Raw genomic sequence first — 13377 nt, 5'->3', positions numbered from 1 at the left:
ACTAATGGGTCGTTCATTAAAAAAAGGACCATTTGCAGATGCTCATCTTTTAAAGAAAGTAGATGAGATGAACGCAGCAGGACAGAAACAGGTTATCAAAACCTGGTCCCGCCGTTCCACAATCTTCCCGCAGATGGTTGGACATACAATCGCAGTTCACGATGGTAGAAAACATGTTCCGGTATACGTGACAGAGGACATGGTTGGACATAAACTCGGTGAGTTCGTAGCCACTAGAACTTACAGAGGCCACGGAAAAGACGAGAAGAAAGCAGGACGTAAGTAAGTTACGCTTGAAAGGAGGTTTCACCAATGGCTAAAGGACATAGATCCCAGATTAAAAGAGAAAGAAATGCTAATAAGGATACGAGACCGTCGGCTAAGCTGTCTTACGCCAGAGTATCCGTTCAGAAAGCATGCTTCGTATTAGATGCCATCAGAGGCAAAGATGTGAAGACAGCGCTTGGTATTGTAACATACAATCCTAGATATGCTTCTACTTTAATTAAAAAATTACTCGAGTCTGCTGTTGCTAACGCAGAGAACAACAACCAGATGAATCCGGAGAACCTGTACGTTGCAGAATGCTTCGCTAACAAGGGACCGACAATGAAGAGAGTAAAACCGAGAGCACAGGGCCGCGCTTACAGAATCGAAAAGAGAATGAGCCACATCACAATCGTGCTTGATGAGAAATAAGAGGAGGCAATTATGGGACAGAAAGTTAATCCGCACGGCTTAAGAGTCGGTGTTATTAAAGACTGGGATTCCAGATGGTATGCGGAAGCTGATTTTGCAGATAACCTGGTAGAGGATCACAAAATCAGAACCTTCCTTAAGAAGAAATTATACAGCGCCGGTGTTTCCAAAATCGAAATCGAGCGCGCTTCTGATAAAGTAAAAATCATTCTTTACACTGCTAAACCGGGCGTTGTTATCGGTAAGGGCGGCGCAGAGATCGAGAAGACAAAAGCTCAGGTTCAGAAATTAACTGACAAGAAAGTTTTTGTAGACATCAAAGAAGTTAAGAGACCAGACAGAGACGCTCAGCTCGTTGCAGAGAACATCGCTCAGCAGCTTGAGAACCGTATTTCCTTCCGTCGTGCGATGAAGTCCGCTATGGGCAGAACCATGAAGGCTGGAGCTAAGGGTATCAAGGCTTCCGTATCCGGACGTCTTGGCGGTGCTGATATGGCTCGTACAGAGTTCTACAGCGAGGGCACTATCCCGCTTCAGACATTAAGAGCAGATATTGACTACGGTTTCGCTGAGGCAAACACAACATACGGCAAGACCGGTGTTAAGGTTTGGATCTACAAAGGCGAGGTACTTCCTGCGAAAGGAAATAAGGAAGGGAGCGATAAATAATGTTAATGCCGAAAAGAGTAAAGCGTCGTAAACAGTTCCGTGGTACCATGGCCGGCAAGGCGCTTAGAGGAAATGTAATCAACTACGGTGAGTACGGTTTAGTCGCTACAGAACCGTGCTGGATCAAATCCAACCAGATCGAGGCAGCCCGTGTTGCCATGACCCGTTACATCAAACGTGGTGGTAAAGTTTGGATTAAGATTTTCCCGGATAAACCAGTAACTGCTAAACCGGCTGAGACTCGTATGGGTTCCGGTAAAGGCGCACTTGAGTACTGGGTAGCAGTAGTAAAACCAGGCCGCGTAATGTTCGAGATCGCGGGTGTACCAGAGGAGACAGCGAGAGAAGCGCTTCGTCTTGCTATGCACAAACTTCCGTGCAAGTGCAAGATTGCTTCTAAAGCAGATTTAGAAGGCGGTGATAACAGTGAAAATTAATAAGTATGTAGAAGATTTAAAAGCTAAGACATCTGCAGAATTAAACGAAGAATTAGTAGCTGCTAAGAAGGAACTCTTCAACTTAAGATTCCAGAACGCTACCAACCAGCTGGATAATACAAGCAGAATTAAAGAAGTTCGCAGAAACATCGCTCGTATTCAGACTGTTATTACAGAGAAAGCGAACTAATTATCATAGATTCCTAAAATAGGAAAGGAGATATCTACCGTGGAAAGAAATCTTAGAAAAACACGTACCGGTAAGGTAGTAAGCAACAAGATGGACAAAACAATCGTAGTTGCTATCGAAAACCACGTAAAACATCCTTTAATCGGTAAGATTGTTAAGAGAACTTATAAATTAAAAGCACACGACGAGAACAACGAGTGCGGTATCGGTGATACTGTAAAGGTAATGGAAACAAGACCGTTATCCAAGGATAAGAGATGGAGACTCGTCGAAATTATCGAGAAAGCGAGATAATTTCTAAATCAGAAAGGAGTATTGGGCATGATTCAGCAGGAGACCAGATTAAAGGTTGCCGACAATACCGGTGCGAAAGAATTACTCTGTATCCGCGTTATGGGCGGCTCTACTAGAAGATATGCAAATATTGGCGATGTAATCGTTGCCAGCGTTAAAGATGCAACGCCAGGCGGTGTTGTAAAGAAAGGCGATGTAGTGAAGGCCGTTGTTGTACGTACCGTTAAGGGCGCACGCCGTAAAGATGGTTCCTACATCAAATTTGATGAGAACGCAGCCGTTATCATCAAAGACGACAAGAACCCGAGAGGAACCCGTATTTTTGGGCCGGTTGCCAGAGAGCTTCGTGAGAAACAGTTTATGAAGATTGTTTCCCTGGCTCCGGAAGTACTGTAGGAGGTGTCAGCTGTGCATAAAATTAAAAAAGGCGACCTGGTAAAGGTTATCACAGGTAAAGACAAAGACAAAACCGGAAAAGTTCTTTCCGTTAATGTAAAGAAGAATACAGTCCTGGTTGAGGGATGCAACATGGTAACAAAGCATACCAAACCGTCTGCAGCTAATCAGCAGGGCGGCATCATCCATCAGGAAGGCGCGCTTGACATTTCCAACGTTATGCTGGTAGTGGATGGCAAGGCTACGAGAGTTGGCTTCAAAGTAGAAGACGGCAAGAAAGTCCGCGTTGCTAAGGCAACCGGTAAAGTAATTGACTAATACAGAGAGGAGGAACGTTAAAATTGGCTAGATTAAAAGAAATGTATCAGAGCGAAATCGTAGACGCTATGATCAAAAAATTCGGATATAAAAATATCATGGAAGTGCCGAAGCTGGACAAGATTGTTATCAACATGGGCGTTGGCGAGGCAAAAGAAAATGCTAAAGTTCTGGACTCTGCTGTAAGAGATATGGAAATCATCACTGGCCAGAAGGCAGTTCTTACAAAAGCGAAAAAATCAGTCGCTAACTTCAAACTTAGAGAGGGTATGGCTATCGGCTGTAAAGTTACCCTGCGTGGCGAGAAGATGTATGAGTTCGCTGATCGTCTGATCAACCTGGCTCTTCCGCGAGTAAGAGACTTCCGCGGTGTAAATCCGAACGCATTTGACGGCAGAGGCAACTACGCTCTGGGTATCAAAGAGCAGCTTATCTTCCCGGAGATCGAGTACGATAAAGTAGATAAGGTAAGAGGTATGGATATCATCTTCGTTACCACTGCTAAGACCGACGAAGAAGCACGTGAGCTGTTAACTCAGTTCAACATGCCATTTGCTAAATAATAGGAGGATTTATCATGGCTAAAACTTCAATGAAGATTAAACAGCAGCGTCCGGCAAAATTCTCCACCAGAGAATATAACCGCTGCAGAATCTGCGGTCGTCCGCATGCATATTTAAGAAAATACGGCATCTGCAGAGTTTGCTTCCGTGAATTAGCTTACAAGGGCGAAATTCCGGGCGTAAAGAAAGCAAGCTGGTAGGCATTGAGCACTTGATGAGGTAGTTTCGAATCTAGTGCGAAAGCCCGTCCCGAGACTTAGTGAGTCAGAGTCGAAGACGATAGACGAGCTTAGTCGAGTGGACGATGCCGACGATGCCTATATTATAGAGGACACATCCTAGTGTTCCCAAAACCCACCGAAACCCACTTACAGTAAGTGGTAGTCAAATTATAAGGAGGCACACTCAAAATGACAATGAGCGATCCGATTGCAGATATGCTTACAAGAATCCGTAATGCTAACACTGCAAAACATGATACAGTAGATGTTCCGTATTCCAAGATGAAATTAGCAATCGCTGACATCCTGGTAAAGGAAGGTTTCATCAAGAAATATGACGTTGTTGAGGACGGCAATTTCAAGACTATCCGTATTACCTTAAAGTACGGTAAAGACAAAAACGAGAAAATCATCTCCGGCATCAAGAGAATTTCCAAACCGGGTCTGCGTATCTACGCAAACAAGGAAGATATGCCGAAGGTACTGGGCGGTTTAGGTGTAGCTATCATCTCCACCAACCAGGGCGTTATCACTGACAAGCAGGCAAGAGAACTCGGCGTAGGCGGAGAAGTTCTTGCATTTGTTTGGTAAGCCGAAAGCATCATCATCGGTTTAGACAAGGTATAGATACAACTGAAAACAGAGAAGCCGCTCAGGCTTCTCCGAAAATCTAAGTAGGAGGTAAAAGGCATGTCACGTATCGGAAGAATGCCAGTTGCGATTCCGGCGGGCGTAACCGTAACAATCGCAGAGAACAATTTAGTGACTGTAAAAGGTCCGAAGGGAACTCTTGAGAGAGAACTCCCGGTTGAGATGAACATCAAAGAAGAGGATGGTCATATCGTAGTTACCAGACCGAACGACTTAAAGAAAATGAAATCTTTACACGGTCTGACAAGAACCTTAATTAACAACATGATTCATGGTGTAACAGAAGGCTATGAGAAAGTCCTGGAAGTTAACGGTGTTGGTTACAGAGCAGCGAAGCAGGGCAAGAAACTGGTTCTCAGCCTTGGTTACTCCCATCCGGTAGAGATGGAAGATCCGGAAGGCATTGAGACTGTTCTGGAAGGACAGAACAAGATCACTGTTAAAGGTATCAGCAAAGAAAAAGTTGGCCAGTATGCAGCTGAGATTCGGGATAAGAGAAGACCTGAGCCGTACAAGGGCAAAGGTATTAAGTATGCCGATGAGGTTATCAGACGTAAAGTTGGTAAGACTGGTAAGAAATAATTAAGGAGAGTGTGAAGATGGTTAGCAAACAGTCAAGAAGCGAAATTCGCGTTAAAAAACACGTTAGATTACGCAACCGTTTTTCTGGCACAGCCGAGAGACCGCGTTTAGCAGTGTTTAGAAGTAATAATCATATGTATGCTCAGATCATTGATGATACAGTTGGAAAAACTTTAGTAGCAGCTTCCACTGCCGAGAAGGAAGTTAAAGCTGAACTGGAGAAGACGAACGATGTTGCAGCAGCAGCTCACGTTGGAACTGTAATCGCTAAGAGAGCGCTTGAAAAAGGTATTAAAGAAGTTGTCTTCGATAGAGGCGGATTTATTTACCACGGAAAAGTTCAGGCATTAGCAGATGCAGCCCGCGAGGCTGGTCTGGAATTCTAGTAGGAAGGAGAACATACACATGAAACGTACAAAAATTGATGCCAACCAGTTCGAGTTAGAGGATACTGTAGTGGCAATCAAACGTGTATCCAAGACCGTTAAGGGCGGACGTACAATGCGTTTTTCCGCTTTAGTAGTAGTTGGAGATAAAAACGGCCACGTTGGTGCTGGTATGGGAAAAGCTGCTGAGGTTCCGGAAGCAATCCGCAAGGGCAAAGAGGCAGCTGCCAGAAACCTGATGGAGGTTCCGTTCGACGAGAACAATAGCATCCCGCACGATTTCCTCGGCAAATTCGGAAGCGCTAACGTACTTCTGAAGAAGGCTCCGGAAGGTACCGGTATTATCGCTGGTGGTCCGGCTCGTGCCGTACTGGATCTGGCTGGTTACAAGAACATCCGTACAAAATCCCTTGGTTCCAACAACAAGGCAAACGTAGTTCTTGCTACCCTGGCAGGCTTAGGTTCTTTAAAGACTCCGGAAGAGGTTGCAAAACTTCGCGGTAAGTCTGTAGAAGAAATTCTGAACTAATAGGAGGAGATAAAAATGGCAGAGAAATTAAAAATCACATTGGTTAAGTCTCCTATTGGCGCTATCCCGAAGCAGAAAGCAACGGTTGCAGCTCTTGGTTTAAACAAGACTGGCAAGACAGTTGAGCAGCCGGACAACGCCGCTATCAGAGGCATGATCCAGAATGTTAGACATTTAGTTAAAGTAGAGGAAATCTAAGATATTTGCAAGGAGGTGCAGTCATGGATTTATCCAATTTAAAGCCGGCGGTAGGCTCTAAGCACAGCGACAGCTTCAGAAGAGGTCGTGGTCACGCATCAGGCAACGGTAAGACTGCTGGTAAGGGACATAAGGGACAGAAAGCTCGTTCCGGCGCTCCGAGACCAGGATTTGAAGGCGGTCAGATGCCGTTATATAGACGTCTCCCGAAGAGAGGCTTCACAAACAGAAATTCTAAGACCATCGTTGGTATCAACGTAAGCGCTCTTGAGAGATTCGAGAACGACACAGTTGTTACGGTTGAAACATTAATCGAAGCAGGCATCGTAAAGAACCCGCGTGACGGCGTTAAGATCCTCGGCAATGGCGAGCTGACCAAAAAGCTGAACGTAAAGGTTGATGCGGTAAGTGAAGGCGCGAAAGCTAAGATCGAGGCCGTTGGCGGAACCTGCGAGGTGATCTAATATGTTAAAAACGCTCCAGAATGCATTTAAGATAAAAGAGGTCAGAGAAAAACTCCTCTATACGTTCTTTATGCTGGTTGTGACCCGTATCGGATCGCAGCTGCCGATTCCCGGAGTTAATACAACATTTTTCCAGGAACTGTTTACAAGACAGTCCAATGATGCGTTTGGTTTCTTCAATACGATTACCGGCGGTTCGTTCACGAACATGTCGGTATTCGCATTGAGTATTACCCCGTACATCACTTCTTCCATTATCATGCAGCTTCTGACAATTGCAATTCCGAAATTAGAGGAAATGCAGCAGGAGGGCGAGGACGGAAGAAAGAAGATTGCGGAATATACGCGTTACCTTACGGTTGCACTGGCGCTGATGCAGTCCGTCGCTATGGCGATCGGTTTCGGCGGCAAGGGACTTTTAGTTGAGTTTACTGCCCTGAATGTGATTGTCGCTATTGTGACAATGACAGCCGGAAGTGCCATGCTGATGTGGATCGGTGAGCGAATCACCGAGAACGGCGTCGGAAACGGTATTTCTATCGTGCTTCTGTTCAATATCATTTCAACCATGCCAAGCGATATGATTACGCTCTATGAGCGTTTCCTGCAGGGCAAGATCGTGGCGGTTGCAGTTGTAACAGCCGTGATTATCGTAGCGGTTATCGTAGCGATGGTTGTATTTGTTATCATTTTACAGGATGCAGAGCGGAGAATTCCGGTTCAGTATTCTAAAAAGATGCAGGGACGTAAGATGGTTGGCGGTCAGTCCACAAGCATCCCGTTAAAAGTAAATACAGCAGGTGTTATTCCTGTTATCTTTGCTTCATCCCTGATGTCTTTCCCGGTGGTAATTGCTGGATTTTTCCAGGTTAATTATGACACCATCGGAGGAAAGATTCTTCTGGCTCTGAATTCCAGCTCCTGGTTTAATCCAGAGCGTCCGGCTTATTCAGTTGGTTTAATTGTCTACATCGCGTTGATTATTGTGTTTGCGTATTTCTACACATCCATTACATTCAACCCGCTTGAAGTAGCAAACAACATGAAGAAATCCGGCGGCTTCATCCCGGGCATTCGTCCAGGAAAGCCAACATCCGATTACCTGGATGGAATTCTGGAGTATATTATACTGATTGGTGCCTGCGGACTGATCATTGTCTGCCTGGTTCCGATCATTGTCTCTGGACTGTTCTCAGTGAGCCGTCTCTCCTTCGGAGGTACTTCTCTTATCATTATCGTAGGTGTAGTACTTGAGACAATCAAAGCAGTCGAATCACAGATGCTGGTTCGCAACTATAAAGGATTCTTAAACGACTAAGACAACTCGCTTTCTGGGCGGGAGCTTGCTTACTTTACGGCTGGAGGTGGCCGGAGACAGCTCCTGCCTGGAGGCGATTCTGTTGTATATAGGGAGATTGTAACCATTATGAAGATTGTTATGTTAGGAGCACCGGGAGCCGGAAAAGGAACACAGGCTCAGAGAATTGCAGAAAAATACGGCATTCCGCACATTTCTACCGGAGATATTTTCCGTTCCAATATCAAGGCAGGCACAGAGCTTGGTAAAAAAGCAAAATCGTTCATCGATCAGGGGCTTTTAGTACCGGACGAGGTAACGATCGGCATGCTTCTTGACCGGATCCATGAGGCTGACTGCAAGAACGGCTATATTCTGGATGGATTCCCAAGAACGATCCCGCAGGCTGAGAGTCTGACAGAGGCGCTGGCAGCAAACGGCGAGGCGATTGATTTCGCGCTCAACGTAGATGTGCCGGATGCAAACATCGTAAACCGCATGGCAGGACGCCGTGCGTGCTTAAAGTGCGGCGCTACCTACCACATCCAGTTCGCAGCACCGAAAAAAGAAGGAATCTGCGACAAGTGCGGTTCTGAGCTGGTGCTTCGTGATGATGACAAGCCGGAGACTGTACAGAAACGTCTGGAAATATACCATGACCAGACACACCCGCTGATCGAGTACTATGAGAAGAAGGGCGTTCTTCATACGGTAGACGGTACACAGACCATGGAAGACGTATTCAAGAACATTACGGATATTTTGGGAGCTTAAAACATGGCAGTGACGATAAAATCTCCCAGGGAGATTGAACTGATGCGTGAGGCGGGAAGAATTCTCGCCAAAACGCATGAGGAACTGGCGAAGAATCTTCGGCCGGGTATGTCCACCTGGGATATTGATCATATGGGAGAGGAAATCATCCGGAGTTACGGCTGCATTCCCTCGTTCAAAAATTACAACGGCTATCCCGCATCGATCTGCGTCTCTGTCAATGATGAGGTTGTACATGGAATCCCGCACAAGGAACATTTCCTCGATGAGGGAGACATCGTCAGTCTGGATGCAGGAGTGATCTACAAAGGATACCACTCAGACGCAGCCCGGACTTACGGCATCGGAGAGATCGACGATGATGCCAAAAAACTGATTGAAGTTACCAGACAGAGCTTCTTTGAGGGAATTAAATTTGCCAAAGCTGGCAATCATCTCAATGACATCTCTGCAGCGATCCAGAAATATGCCGAGAGTTTCGGTTTCGGCGTTGTCAGGGATCTGGTTGGTCATGGAATCGGTTCCCATCTGCATGAGGATCCGGAGATTCCGAATTTTGCAAGAAAAAGAAAAGGAATTCTCTTACAGCCCGGCATGACGCTCGCGATCGAGCCAATGATTACCGAGGGCAGCTACGAAGTAGTCTGGCTCGATGATGACTGGACCGTCATGACGGAAGATGGCGGCTGGGCTGCTCATTATGAAAATACGATTCTTATTACAGAGGGCGAACCTGAGATCCTTTCCTTATAAAGAAGAAGTAAGCTGGGGAAGTTTTTACGAAGACCTAAGCAGGCTTTCCGATTACAGTATGTACGCATCTTGAGGCAGATGTCCGAGCCGATCAATAAGGCGGGCAATGGCAAAAATTCTTTGTCGAAGACAAATCTGCATGAATTTTTGCCCTGTTTGCGAGCTAAGTGAGCAAATAGGCAAGCGAACAAACTGTAATCTGAGAAGCCTGCGGCGGGAGCGGAAACACCTGTCTACAGAAACGGAGATCAGAATGACGGAATATGGAACTGGCTGTCTGGTCCGCTCACTTGCGGGCCACGACAAAGGCACTTATTATATTATAGTCAGAGAAGATGCACGCTACGTGTATCTGGCAGACGGACGCACTAAAACCGCCGCCAAGCCGAAACGCAAGAAGAGAAAGCACGTGCAGTTCTCCCACAAATGGGATGAGGCGCTGGCAGCCCAGTTTGCGGACGGCGCGGCAGTCCAGGATGAAGCGATCCGCTATTTCATTCAGAAATCATTGCAGGGAGGTATATAGAATGTCGAAAGCAGATGTAATTGAGATTGAGGGCGTAGTAGCAGAGAAGCTGCCGAACGCTATGTTTAAGGTAGAACTGGAAAACGGACACATCGTACTTGCTACGATCAGCGGAAAACTCCGTATGAACTACATCCGTATTCTGCCGGGCGATAAGGTTACAATGGAAATGTCGCCATACGATCTCTCTAAGGGAAGAATCATTTGGAGAGATAAATAAAGACCAATCCATTTTTCTCAATAAAAATATTGAGAGAAGTGTAAATTTCGCTTGCATTATAGGATTTTAAATGTTATAATGCTTTAGCGAACTTTGTTGAAGCATCAGGTAAGATCCGCCCTTTTGTCCTCTCACGGCAGGGGGATGGAACGAGTCTGTTGTACCTGTAAGTCCGACACAGGACTACAATAGGTTATAAAAAATTGTATGTCCGAGATTGGACGGACTATTACGGAAAGGAGAATTGCTGTGAAGGTTAGATCATCGGTTAAACCAATTTGCGAAAAGTGCAAGATCATCAAGAGAAAAGGCAGTATCAGAGTAATCTGTGAGAATCCGAAGCACAAACAAAGACAGGGCTAATTTGATTTAGCACCTATTTTTTCGCGTGGCTTTCTATTATGAACCACTCGGATGAGTTGTTCAGTAGTTTAAGCAAATTTATACATTATCAACGAAGAAGTAAGAAAAACTAATGGAGGTGTACTACACACATGGCTCGTATTTCAGGTGTCGATTTACCAAGAGAGAAACGCGTAGAGATCGGCTTGACTTACATCTACGGTATCGGTAGAGCAAGTGCAGCCCGTATCCTGGCCGAAGCTGAAGTTAATCCTGACACTCGTGTTAAGGACTTAACTGACGACGAAGTTAAGAAGCTTGCGGCAATCATCGCTGACAGTCAGGTGGTTGAGGGTGATCTGAGAAGAGAGATCGCTATGAACATCAAGAGACTGCAGGAGATTGGATGCTACAGAGGCATCCGTCATAGAAAGAGCCTTCCGGTTCGTGGTCAGAAGACAAAGACCAACGCTAGAACTCGTAAGGGTCCGAGAAAGACAGTAGCAAACAAGAAGAAATAATTAAGTAACAAGGAAACTGAATCAGGTTAGGTTTAGCAACAGGATTCAATATTTGAGAAAGTAGGTTAGTTTAAAATGGCTAAAAAAGTGTCCACTGGCAAGAAAGTGACAAAAAAGCGTGTAAAGAAAAACGTTGAACGCGGACAGGCGCACATCCAGTCATCTTTTAATAACACAATCGTTACTTTAACAGATGCACAGGGTAATGCCTTATCATGGGCAAGTGCAGGCGGTCTGGGATTTAGAGGTTCAAGGAAATCTACTCCATATGCAGCTCAGATGGCTGCAGAAACTGCAACGAAGGCAGCTCTTATCCATGGCTTAAAGTCTGTAGACGTTATGGTAAAAGGTCCGGGATCAGGTCGTGAAGCAGCAATCCGTGCTCTTCAGGCATGTGGTCTGGAAGTAACAAGCATTAAGGACGTAACTCCGGTTCCGCATAACGGATGCCGTCCGCCGAAACGTAGAAGAGTCTAATTAGGAGGTGCAAGTAAAGTGGCAGTAGATAGAGTTCCTGTACTTAAAAGATGTAGATCTCTTGACCTTGATCCGGTTTATTTAGGAATCGACAAGAAATCAACGAGAAAATTAACAAGAGCCAACAGAAAGATGAGCGAGTATGCACTCCAGCTGAGAGAAAAGCAGAAAGCAAAATTCATCTACGGTGTGTTAGAGAAACCGTTTAGAAATTACTATGCAAAAGCATCCAGAATGAATGGTCAGGTCGGTGCTAACCTGATGATCCTTCTGGAGTGCAGACTGGATAATGTATTATTCAGAATGGGCTTTGGCCGTACAAGAAAAGAGACACGTCAGATCGTAGATCACAAGCACGTTCTCGTAAACGGCAAGAGCGTAAACATCCCGTCCTACTTAGTTAAGGCTGGCGATGTAATCGAGATCAAAGAGAAGTACAAATCTTCACAGAGATATAAAGATATCGCTGAGGTAACCGGCGGAAGAATGGTACCGGCATGGCTGGAAGTTGACGCTGAGAACCTGAAAGGTACTGTTAAAGAGTTACCGAGCAGAGACGAAATTGACGTTCCTGTAAACGAAGTGCTTATCGTCGAGCTGTACTCCAAATAATAAGAAGTATTACTATTATGTTAGTCCAGAATCTCCCATGTATCTGCTTTGGCAGCTGCTTGGGAGATTCCGAGACTACAAGAGTATGGCAGACCCTCAAAAATGTTCCCAAAAGGAGGGGCTATCGTGTTCGATTTTGAAAAACCAAAAATTGAAATTGCTGAGATTTCCGAAGACAAAAGATATGGCAAATTTGTGGTTGAACCGCTGGAAAGAGGCTATGGTACCACATTAGGCAATTCTTTAAGAAGAATTATGCTTTCCTCTTTGCCTGGTGCAGCAGTAAGTCAAGTGAAAATCGACGGCGTTTTGCATGAGTTCAGTTCTATCCCTGGTGTAAAAGAGGATGTAACTGAAATTATCATGAACATCAAGAGTCTGGCGATCAAAAACAGCAGCGAGACGAATGAGCCGAAGACGGCTTATATCGAGTTCGAGGGCGAAGGCGTCATCACAGCAGCTGACATTCACGCTGATTCTGACATTGAGATTTTGAATCCGGACCAGGTCATCGCTACATTAAGCGGCGGCGCGGACAGCAAATTCTACATGGAGCTGACGATCACGAAGGGCCGCGGCTACATCAGCGCAGATAAGAACAAGAGTGAAGATCTTCCGATCGGAGTTCTGGCTGTTGATTCTATCTACACACCGGTGGAGCGTGTCAATATGACCGTTGAGAACACCCGTGTGGGTCAGGTGACAGATTATGATAAGCTGACATTAGATGTATACACAAATGGAACGCTGGCACCAGACGAAGCTGTCAGCCTGGCAGCAAAGGTTCTGAGCGAGCATCTGAACCTCTTCATTGACCTTTCCGAGAATGCCAAGACCGCAGAGGTTATGGTAGAGAAGGAAGACAACGAGAAAGAGAAAGTGCTTGAGATGAACATCGACGAGCTGGAGTTATCCGTTCGTTCTTACAACTGTTTAAAGAGAGCCGGAATCAATACAGTGGAGGAGCTGTGCAACCGCACACCGGAAGATATGATGAAAGTCAGAAATCTGGGCCGCAAATCCCTGGAAGAGGTTCTTGCAAAACTGAAAGAATTAGGTCTGCAGCTCAACCCGAGCGAAGAGGCTTAAGATACCGCGTGGGTGGACGTGCTTTGCAGTGCGTCCCTTTCATGCAGATACGGGGACGGATAAGTCCGAATGGCACAGGTCCCTGCATAACCATCAAACAATTATATTTTATATAGCAGACATTCAGTAAGTCCAAAGGGCATGAGTGCCGGCTTCCGCAAATGGAGGA

26 protein-coding genes are annotated in these 13377 nt (G+C 45.6%); all 26 read left to right on the top strand.

Translation table 11 applies throughout. From position 1 onward, the window contains the following. The first annotated feature begins 4 nt into the window (after positions 1–4). The 26 genes from rpsS (at position 5) to DWZ16_RS02320 (ending at position 13208) form a co-directional block, all read left to right on the top strand. Positions 5–286 carry a 30S ribosomal protein S19 gene (gene rpsS, locus DWZ16_RS02445; RefSeq protein ID WP_022360571.1) on the top strand — a complete coding sequence of 94 codons (282 nt, stop codon included), beginning with the start codon at positions 5–7 and terminating at the stop codon, positions 284–286. A 26-nt stretch (positions 287–312) separates the two neighbouring features. Continuing rightward, positions 313–699 (top strand): 50S ribosomal protein L22, encoded by a 387-nt coding sequence (rplV, locus tag DWZ16_RS02440; RefSeq protein ID WP_022360570.1) that lies wholly within the window; start codon positions 313–315, stop codon positions 697–699. Between the two features lie 12 nt (positions 700–711). Then, positions 712–1368 (top strand): 30S ribosomal protein S3, encoded by a 657-nt coding sequence (gene rpsC, locus DWZ16_RS02435; protein ID WP_022360569.1) that lies wholly within the window; start codon positions 712–714, stop codon positions 1366–1368. Continuing rightward, positions 1368–1805: a 50S ribosomal protein L16 gene (gene rplP / locus DWZ16_RS02430; RefSeq protein WP_022360568.1), complete on the top strand. Its 438-nt coding sequence runs from the start codon at positions 1368–1370 to the stop codon at positions 1803–1805. The genes rpsC and rplP overlap by 1 nt, the downstream gene beginning before the upstream one ends. After that, positions 1795–1995, top strand: a complete 201-nt coding sequence (gene rpmC, locus DWZ16_RS02425) for a 50S ribosomal protein L29 (protein WP_022360567.1) — start codon at positions 1795–1797, stop codon at positions 1993–1995. The genes rplP and rpmC overlap by 11 nt, the downstream gene beginning before the upstream one ends. A gap of 39 nt (positions 1996–2034) precedes the next feature. Then, entirely contained in the window at positions 2035–2289 is a 255-nt protein-coding gene (gene rpsQ, locus DWZ16_RS02420; protein WP_107000794.1) for a 30S ribosomal protein S17, read from the top strand. 27 nt (positions 2290–2316) lie between these two features. Next, positions 2317–2685, top strand: a complete 369-nt coding sequence (gene rplN / locus DWZ16_RS02415; protein WP_022360565.1) for a 50S ribosomal protein L14 — start codon at positions 2317–2319, stop codon at positions 2683–2685. A gap of 12 nt (positions 2686–2697) precedes the next feature. After that, entirely contained in the window at positions 2698–3003 is a 306-nt protein-coding gene (gene rplX / locus DWZ16_RS02410) for a 50S ribosomal protein L24 (RefSeq protein ID WP_022360564.1), read from the top strand. A gap of 23 nt (positions 3004–3026) precedes the next feature. Beyond that, positions 3027–3566 (top strand): 50S ribosomal protein L5, encoded by a 540-nt coding sequence (rplE, locus tag DWZ16_RS02405; RefSeq protein ID WP_022360563.1) that lies wholly within the window; start codon positions 3027–3029, stop codon positions 3564–3566. A 14-nt stretch (positions 3567–3580) separates the two neighbouring features. Further along, positions 3581–3766: a type Z 30S ribosomal protein S14 gene (locus DWZ16_RS02400; protein ID WP_022345134.1), complete on the top strand. Its 186-nt coding sequence runs from the start codon at positions 3581–3583 to the stop codon at positions 3764–3766. 210 nt (positions 3767–3976) lie between these two features. Beyond that, positions 3977–4378 carry a 30S ribosomal protein S8 gene (gene rpsH, locus DWZ16_RS02395; RefSeq protein WP_118522221.1) on the top strand — a complete coding sequence of 134 codons (402 nt, stop codon included), beginning with the start codon at positions 3977–3979 and terminating at the stop codon, positions 4376–4378. A gap of 99 nt (positions 4379–4477) precedes the next feature. Then, positions 4478–5020 (top strand): 50S ribosomal protein L6, encoded by a 543-nt coding sequence (gene rplF, locus DWZ16_RS02390; RefSeq protein WP_022360561.1) that lies wholly within the window; start codon positions 4478–4480, stop codon positions 5018–5020. Between the two features lie 17 nt (positions 5021–5037). Further along, the gene (gene rplR / locus DWZ16_RS02385; RefSeq protein WP_022360560.1) at positions 5038–5406 is read left to right on the top strand and encodes a 50S ribosomal protein L18; all 369 of its coding nucleotides are present in this window, start codon (positions 5038–5040) and stop codon (positions 5404–5406) included. Positions 5407–5425: 19 nt separating this feature from the next. Next, the gene (rpsE, locus tag DWZ16_RS02380; protein ID WP_022360559.1) at positions 5426–5935 is read left to right on the top strand and encodes a 30S ribosomal protein S5; all 510 of its coding nucleotides are present in this window, start codon (positions 5426–5428) and stop codon (positions 5933–5935) included. A 15-nt stretch (positions 5936–5950) separates the two neighbouring features. After that, entirely contained in the window at positions 5951–6133 is a 183-nt protein-coding gene (gene rpmD / locus DWZ16_RS02375) for a 50S ribosomal protein L30 (RefSeq protein ID WP_022360558.1), read from the top strand. Positions 6134–6156: 23 nt separating this feature from the next. Next, complete coding sequence (rplO, locus tag DWZ16_RS02370; protein ID WP_022360557.1) at positions 6157–6597, top strand: 50S ribosomal protein L15; 441 nt, start codon at positions 6157–6159, stop codon at positions 6595–6597. A 1-nt stretch (position 6598) separates the two neighbouring features. Continuing rightward, a complete protein-coding gene (secY, locus tag DWZ16_RS02365; protein WP_107000793.1) occupies positions 6599–7915 on the top strand; it encodes a preprotein translocase subunit SecY in 1317 nt (438 codons plus the stop codon). A gap of 108 nt (positions 7916–8023) precedes the next feature. Then, complete coding sequence (locus DWZ16_RS02360; protein ID WP_022360555.1) at positions 8024–8668, top strand: adenylate kinase; 645 nt, start codon at positions 8024–8026, stop codon at positions 8666–8668. 3 nt (positions 8669–8671) lie between these two features. Further along, positions 8672–9421: a type I methionyl aminopeptidase gene (gene map / locus DWZ16_RS02355; RefSeq protein WP_117796496.1), complete on the top strand. Its 750-nt coding sequence runs from the start codon at positions 8672–8674 to the stop codon at positions 9419–9421. 253 nt (positions 9422–9674) lie between these two features. Continuing rightward, positions 9675–9947 carry a hypothetical protein gene (locus DWZ16_RS02350; protein ID WP_117796495.1) on the top strand — a complete coding sequence of 91 codons (273 nt, stop codon included), beginning with the start codon at positions 9675–9677 and terminating at the stop codon, positions 9945–9947. 1 nt (position 9948) lies between these two features. After that, entirely contained in the window at positions 9949–10167 is a 219-nt protein-coding gene (gene infA, locus DWZ16_RS02345; RefSeq protein ID WP_022360552.1) for a translation initiation factor IF-1, read from the top strand. Positions 10168–10416: 249 nt separating this feature from the next. Beyond that, positions 10417–10530, top strand: coding sequence for a 50S ribosomal protein L36 (rpmJ, locus tag DWZ16_RS02340; RefSeq protein WP_003497809.1), 114 nt, complete (start codon positions 10417–10419; stop codon positions 10528–10530). Positions 10531–10661: 131 nt separating this feature from the next. Then, positions 10662–11030: a 30S ribosomal protein S13 gene (gene rpsM, locus DWZ16_RS02335; protein WP_022360551.1), complete on the top strand. Its 369-nt coding sequence runs from the start codon at positions 10662–10664 to the stop codon at positions 11028–11030. A gap of 75 nt (positions 11031–11105) precedes the next feature. Then, on the top strand, positions 11106–11507 hold the full coding sequence (rpsK, locus tag DWZ16_RS02330; RefSeq protein WP_022360550.1) for a 30S ribosomal protein S11: 402 nt from the start codon (positions 11106–11108) through the stop codon (positions 11505–11507). Between the two features lie 18 nt (positions 11508–11525). After that, positions 11526–12119, top strand: a complete 594-nt coding sequence (gene rpsD / locus DWZ16_RS02325) for a 30S ribosomal protein S4 (protein ID WP_107000789.1) — start codon at positions 11526–11528, stop codon at positions 12117–12119. Positions 12120–12245: 126 nt separating this feature from the next. Further along, entirely contained in the window at positions 12246–13208 is a 963-nt protein-coding gene (locus DWZ16_RS02320; RefSeq protein WP_107000788.1) for a DNA-directed RNA polymerase subunit alpha, read from the top strand. Positions 13209–13377: the final 169 nt, after the last annotated feature.

Origin of the sequence: Clostridium sp. AF29-8BH, assembly GCF_003478145.1 — a bacterium.
In the GTDB taxonomy this organism is placed as follows: Bacteria; Bacillota; Clostridia; order Lachnospirales; family Lachnospiraceae; genus Otoolea; species Otoolea fessa.
Note: the sequence above shows the minus strand (reverse complement) of the source record. Positions and strands in the feature narration are given on the sequence as shown.

Coding starts and splice junctions, on each gene's coding strand:
- rpsK (WP_022360550.1), top strand. CDS start 11,106: ATGGCTAAAAAAGTGTCCACTGGCAAGAAAGTGACAAAAAAGCGTGTA.
- rpsE (WP_022360559.1), top strand. CDS start 5,426: ATGAAACGTACAAAAATTGATGCCAACCAGTTCGAGTTAGAGGATACT.
- rpsM (WP_022360551.1), top strand. CDS start 10,662: ATGGCTCGTATTTCAGGTGTCGATTTACCAAGAGAGAAACGCGTAGAG.
- rplN (WP_022360565.1), top strand. CDS start 2,317: ATGATTCAGCAGGAGACCAGATTAAAGGTTGCCGACAATACCGGTGCG.
- infA (WP_022360552.1), top strand. CDS start 9,949: ATGTCGAAAGCAGATGTAATTGAGATTGAGGGCGTAGTAGCAGAGAAG.
- DWZ16_RS02360 (WP_022360555.1), top strand. CDS start 8,024: ATGAAGATTGTTATGTTAGGAGCACCGGGAGCCGGAAAAGGAACACAG.
- rplR (WP_022360560.1), top strand. CDS start 5,038: ATGGTTAGCAAACAGTCAAGAAGCGAAATTCGCGTTAAAAAACACGTT.
- rplO (WP_022360557.1), top strand. CDS start 6,157: ATGGATTTATCCAATTTAAAGCCGGCGGTAGGCTCTAAGCACAGCGAC.
- DWZ16_RS02400 (WP_022345134.1), top strand. CDS start 3,581: ATGGCTAAAACTTCAATGAAGATTAAACAGCAGCGTCCGGCAAAATTC.
- secY (WP_107000793.1), top strand. CDS start 6,599: ATGTTAAAAACGCTCCAGAATGCATTTAAGATAAAAGAGGTCAGAGAA.
- rplP (WP_022360568.1), top strand. CDS start 1,368: ATGTTAATGCCGAAAAGAGTAAAGCGTCGTAAACAGTTCCGTGGTACC.
- rpmD (WP_022360558.1), top strand. CDS start 5,951: ATGGCAGAGAAATTAAAAATCACATTGGTTAAGTCTCCTATTGGCGCT.
- rplF (WP_022360561.1), top strand. CDS start 4,478: ATGTCACGTATCGGAAGAATGCCAGTTGCGATTCCGGCGGGCGTAACC.
- map (WP_117796496.1), top strand. CDS start 8,672: ATGGCAGTGACGATAAAATCTCCCAGGGAGATTGAACTGATGCGTGAG.
- rplV (WP_022360570.1), top strand. CDS start 313: ATGGCTAAAGGACATAGATCCCAGATTAAAAGAGAAAGAAATGCTAAT.
- DWZ16_RS02350 (WP_117796495.1), top strand. CDS start 9,675: ATGACGGAATATGGAACTGGCTGTCTGGTCCGCTCACTTGCGGGCCAC.
- rpsH (WP_118522221.1), top strand. CDS start 3,977: ATGACAATGAGCGATCCGATTGCAGATATGCTTACAAGAATCCGTAAT.
- rpsC (WP_022360569.1), top strand. CDS start 712: ATGGGACAGAAAGTTAATCCGCACGGCTTAAGAGTCGGTGTTATTAAA.
- rpsS (WP_022360571.1), top strand. CDS start 5: ATGGGTCGTTCATTAAAAAAAGGACCATTTGCAGATGCTCATCTTTTA.